Here is a 5,316-nt window from a genome sequence, read left to right as displayed (position 1 = left end):
CCTTGTCTTTGGATGAGGGGTTTTTGTTTGGAGAGTTTGATTCTGGCTCAGGACGAACGCTGGCGGCGTGCTTAACACATGCAAGTCGAACGGAAAGGCCCTTCGGGGTACTCGAGTGGCGAACGGGTGAGTAACACGTGGGTGATCTGCCCTGCACTTTGGGATAAGCCTGGGAAACTGGGTCTAATACCGAATATGACCGCGCACTTCCTGGTGTGTGGTGGAAAGCTTTTGCGGTGTGGGATGGGCCCGCGGCCTATCAGCTTGTTGGTGGGGTAATGGCCTACCAAGGCGACGACGGGTAGCCGGCCTGAGAGGGTGACCGGCCACACTGGGACTGAGATACGGCCCAGACTCCTACGGGAGGCAGCAGTGGGGAATATTGCACAATGGGCGCAAGCCTGATGCAGCGACGCCGCGTGAGGGATGACGGCCTTCGGGTTGTAAACCTCTTTCAATAGGGACGAAGCGCAAGTGACGGTACCTATAGAAGAAGGACCGGCCAACTACGTGCCAGCAGCCGCGGTAATACGTAGGGTCCGAGCGTTGTCCGGAATTACTGGGCGTAAAGAGCTCGTAGGTGGTTTGTCGCGTTGTTCGTGAAAACTCACAGCTTAACTGTGGGCGTGCGGGCGATACGGGCAGACTAGAGTACTGCAGGGGAGACTGGAATTCCTGGTGTAGCGGTGGAATGCGCAGATATCAGGAGGAACACCGGTGGCGAAGGCGGGTCTCTGGGCAGTAACTGACGCTGAGGAGCGAAAGCGTGGGGAGCGAACAGGATTAGATACCCTGGTAGTCCACGCCGTAAACGGTGGGTACTAGGTGTGGGTTTCCTTCCTTGGGATCCGTGCCGTAGCTAACGCATTAAGTACCCCGCCTGGGGAGTACGGCCGCAAGGCTAAAACTCAAAGAAATTGACGGGGGCCCGCACAAGCGGCGGAGCATGTGGATTAATTCGATGCAACGCGAAGAACCTTACCTGGGTTTGACATGCACAGGACGCCAGTAGAGATATTGGTTCCCTTGTGGCCTGTGTGCAGGTGGTGCATGGCTGTCGTCAGCTCGTGTCGTGAGATGTTGGGTTAAGTCCCGCAACGAGCGCAACCCTTGTCTCATGTTGCCAGCACGTAATGGTGGGGACTCGTGAGAGACTGCCGGGGTCAACTCGGAGGAAGGTGGGGATGACGTCAAGTCATCATGCCCCTTATGTCCAGGGCTTCACACATGCTACAATGGCCGGTACAAAGGGCTGCGATGCCGTGAGGTGGAGCGAATCCTTTCAAAGCCGGTCTCAGTTCGGATCGGGGTCTGCAACTCGACCCCGTGAAGTCGGAGTCGCTAGTAATCGCAGATCAGCAACGCTGCGGTGAATACGTTCCCGGGCCTTGTACACACCGCCCGTCACGTCATGAAAGTCGGTAACACCCGAAGCCGGTGGCCTAACCCTTGTGGAGGGAGCCGTCGAAGGTGGGATCGGCGATTGGGACGAAGTCGTAACAAGGTAGCCGTACCGGAAGGTGCGGCTGGATCACCTCCTTTCTAAGGAGCACCACGAGACCTGGGCCGGCCCCGTAAATCGCGGGATCAGCTGAGCTTTCAGGCGATTCGTTGGATGGCCTCGCACCTGTAGTGGGTGGGGGTCTGGTGCACGACAAACTTGTAGAACTGCCAGACACACTATTGGGCTTTGAGACAACAGGCCCGTGCCCCTTTCGGGGGGTGGCATCCCGTTGGGGGTGTCGGCGTGTTGTTGCCTCACTTTGGTGGTGGGGTGTGGTGTTTGATTTGTGGATAGTGGTTGCGAGCATCTAGCACGCAAAATGTGTGGTCTCACTCCTTGTGGGTGGGGCCTGGTTTTGTGTGTTGATGTGCAATTTCTTTTGAAACTCATTTTTTGGTTTTTGTGTTGTAAGTGTTTAAGGGCGCATGGTGGATGCCTTGGCACTGGGAGCCGATGAAGGACGTTGGAGGCTGCGATATGCCTCGGGGAGCTGCCAACCGAGCGTTGATCCGAGGATGTCCGAATGGGGAAACCCAGCACGAGTGATGTCGTGTTACCTGTATCTGAATACATAGGGTGCAGGAGGGAACGCGGGGAAGTGAAACATCTCAGTACCCGTAGGAAGAGAAAACAAAAGTGATTCCGTGAGTAGTGGCGAGCGAAAGCGGAGGATGGCTAAACCGTATGCATGTGATACCGGGTAGGGGTTGTGTGTGCGGGGTTGTGGGACCTGTTTTTCCAGTTCTATCCGACTGGAGGGTAGTGAGAAAATGTCGTGGTTAACGGAAATGGTTTGGGATGACCTGCCGTAGACGGTGAGAGCCCGGTACGTGAAAACCTGACATCTACCTTAATGGTGTTCCCGAGTAGCAGCGGGCCCGTGAAATCTGCTGTGAATCTGCCGGGACCACCCGGTAAGCCTGAATACTTCCCAGTGACCGATAGCGGATTAGTACCGTGAGGGAATGGTGAAAAGTACCCCGGGAGGGGAGTGAAATAGTACCTGAAACCGTGCGCTTACAATCCGTCAGAGCCTTCGACTTTGTCGTGGGGTGATGGCGTGCCTTTTGAAGAATGAGCCTGCGAGTCAGGGACATGTCGCGAGGTTAACCCGTGTGGGGTAGCCGCAGCGAAAGCGAGTCTGAATAGGGCGTATCCAATCCGTAGGGGTTGGTGTAGTGGTGTGTTCTGGACCCGAAGCGGAGTGATCTACCCATGGCCAGGGTGAAGCGCGGGTAAGACCGCGTGGAGGCCCGAACCCACTTAGGTTGAAGACTGAGGGGATGAGCTGTGGGTAGGGGTGAAAGGCCAATCAAACTCCGTGATAGCTGGTTCTCCCCGAAATGCATTTAGGTGCAGCGTCACATGTTTCTTGTTGGAGGTAGAGCTACTGGATGGCCGATGGGCCCCACAGGGTTACTGACGTCAGCCAAACTCCGAATGCCGACAAGTCCAAGAATGTGGCAGTGAGACGGCGGGGGATAAGCTCCGTGCGTCGAGAGGGAAACAGCCCAGATCGCCGGCTAAGGCCCCTAAGCGTGTACTAAGTGGAAAAGGATGTGCAGTCGCGAAGACAACCAGGAGGTTGGCTTAGAAGCAGCCACCCTTGAAAGAGTGCGTAATAGCTCACTGGTCAAGTGATTGTGCGCCGATAATGTAGCGGGGCTCAAGTACACCGCCGAAGCCGCGGCAACGTATTTATACGTTGGGTAGGGGAGCGTCCTGCATCCGGTGAAGCAGCAGAGTGATCTAGCTGTGGAGGGTGTGGGAGTGAGAATGCAGGCATGAGTAGCGAATAGGCAAGTGAGAACCTTGCCCGCCGAAAGACCAAGGGTTCCTGGGCCAGGCCAGTCCTCCCAGGGTGAGTCGGGACCTAAGGCGAGGCCGACAGGCGTAGTCGATGGACAACGGGTTGATATTCCCGTACCCGTGTATGTGCGTCCATGATGAATCCATTGTGCTAACCATCCAAAACCGTCGTGACCGATCCCTTCGGGGTGAGGCGTTGACGGGGCTGCGTGGGACCCCGGTGGGTAGTAGTCAAGCGATGGGGTGACGCAGGAAGGTAGCCGTACCAGTCAGTGGTTGTACTGGGGTAAGCCGGTAGGGAGTCAGATAGGTAAATCCGTCTGGCATTAATCCTGAGAGGTGATGCATAGCCGTTTGAGGCGAATTCGGTGATCCTATGCTGCCAAGAAAAGCCTCTAGCGAGGACATACACGGCCCGTACCCCAAACCAACACAGGTGGTCAGGTAGAGAATACTAAGGCGTACGAGTGAACTATGGTTAAGGAACTCGGCAAAATGCCCCCGTAACTTCGGGAGAAGGGGGACCCCCATATCGTCAAGGCTCTTGCGGCCGGCAGCGGGAGGGGGTGGCACAAACCAGTGAGAAGCGACTGTTTACTAAAAACACAGGTCCGTGCGAAGTCGCAAGACGATGTATACGGACTGACGCCTGCCCGGTGCTGGAAGGTTAAGAGGACCTGTTAACCCTTCGGGGTGAAGCAGAGAATTTAAGCCCCAGTAAACGGCGGTGGTAACTATAACCATCCTAAGGTAGCGAAATTCCTTGTCGGGTAAGTTCCGACCTGCACGAATGGCGTAACGACTTCTCAACTGTCTCAACCATAGACTCGGCGAAATTGCACTACGAGTAAAGATGCTCGTTACGCGCGGCAGGACGAAAAGACCCCGGGACCTTCACTACAACTTGGTATTGGTGCTCGATACGGTTTGTGTAGGATAGGTGGGAGACTGTGAAATTCACACGCCAGTGTGGGTGGAGTCGTTGTTGAAATACCACTCTGATCGTATTGGGCCTCTAACCTCGGACCGTATATCCGGTTCAGGGACAGTGCCTGGTGGGTAGTTTAACTGGGGCGGTTGCCTCCCAAAATGTAACGGAGGCGCCCAAAGGTTCCCTCAACCTGGACGGCAATCAGGTGTTGAGTGTAAGTGCACAAGGGAGCTTGACTGCGAGACATACATGTCGAGCAGGGACGAAAGTCGGGACTAGTGATCCGGCACCTCTGAGTGGAAGGGGTGTCGCTCAACGGATAAAAGGTACCCCGGGGATAACAGGCTGATCTTCCCCAAGAGTCCATATCGACGGGATGGTTTGGCACCTCGATGTCGGCTCGTCGCATCCTGGGGCTGGAGCAGGTCCCAAGGGTTGGGCTGTTCGCCCATTAAAGCGGCACGCGAGCTGGGTTTAGAACGTCGTGAGACAGTTCGGTCTCTATCCGCCGCGCGCGTCAGAAGCTTGAGGAAATCTGTCCCTAGTACGAGAGGACCGGGACGGACGAACCTCTGGTATACCAGTTGTTCCACCAGGAGCACCGCTGGATAGCCACGTTCGGACAGGATAACCGCTGAAAGCATCTAAGCGGGAAACCCCCTCCAAGACCAGGCTTCTCACCCTTTTAGAGGGATAAGGCCCCCCGCAGACCACGGGATTGATAGACCAGACCTGGAAGCCTAGTAATAGGTGCAGGGAACTGGCACTAACCGGCCGAAAACTTACAACAACCAACAAACACCAAAAGTTTGATGGGTTTTCAGTAAGACGCACACCTTGCTTCGCAACCACATTCATAAACCACACACGACACTTGTGTCGGGACATGGTTCCCCATGCCCCACCACCAAAACACAAGATGTACACTCAACAACGAGTGAATAGAGTTACGGCGGTCCATAGCGGCAGGGAAACGCCCGGTCCCATCCCGAACCCGGAAGCTAAGCCTGCCAGCGCCGATGATACTACCCTGTCGGGTGGAAAAGTAGGACACCGCCGAACACAAATTAAG

3 rRNA genes are annotated in these 5,316 nt (G+C 55.7%); all 3 read left to right on the top strand.

From position 1 onward, the window contains the following. Positions 1–24 precede the first annotated feature (24 nt). The 3 genes from TX88_RS32645 to rrf all read left to right on the top strand — a co-directional run bounded on the left by TX88_RS32645 (position 25) and on the right by rrf (position 5,306). Positions 25–1,542: ribosomal RNA gene (locus TX88_RS32645) — 16S ribosomal RNA — on the top strand. Between the two features lie 367 nt (positions 1,543–1,909). Then, positions 1,910–5,034: ribosomal RNA gene (locus TX88_RS32640) — 23S ribosomal RNA — on the top strand. Positions 5,035–5,192: 158 nt separating this feature from the next. Continuing rightward, positions 5,193–5,306: ribosomal RNA gene (gene rrf / locus TX88_RS32635) — 5S ribosomal RNA — on the top strand. Together the 16S, 23S and 5S rRNA genes form the textbook arrangement of a ribosomal RNA operon. The last annotated feature ends 10 nt before the right edge of the window (positions 5,307–5,316 follow it).

The sequence above is a fragment of the Mycolicibacterium septicum DSM 44393 genome, assembly GCF_000455325.1.
GTDB lineage: Bacteria > Actinomycetota > Actinomycetes > Mycobacteriales > Mycobacteriaceae > Mycobacterium > Mycobacterium septicum.
The sequence above is the reverse complement of the archived record's forward strand: the minus strand, read 5'-3'. Positions and strand labels throughout refer to the sequence as shown.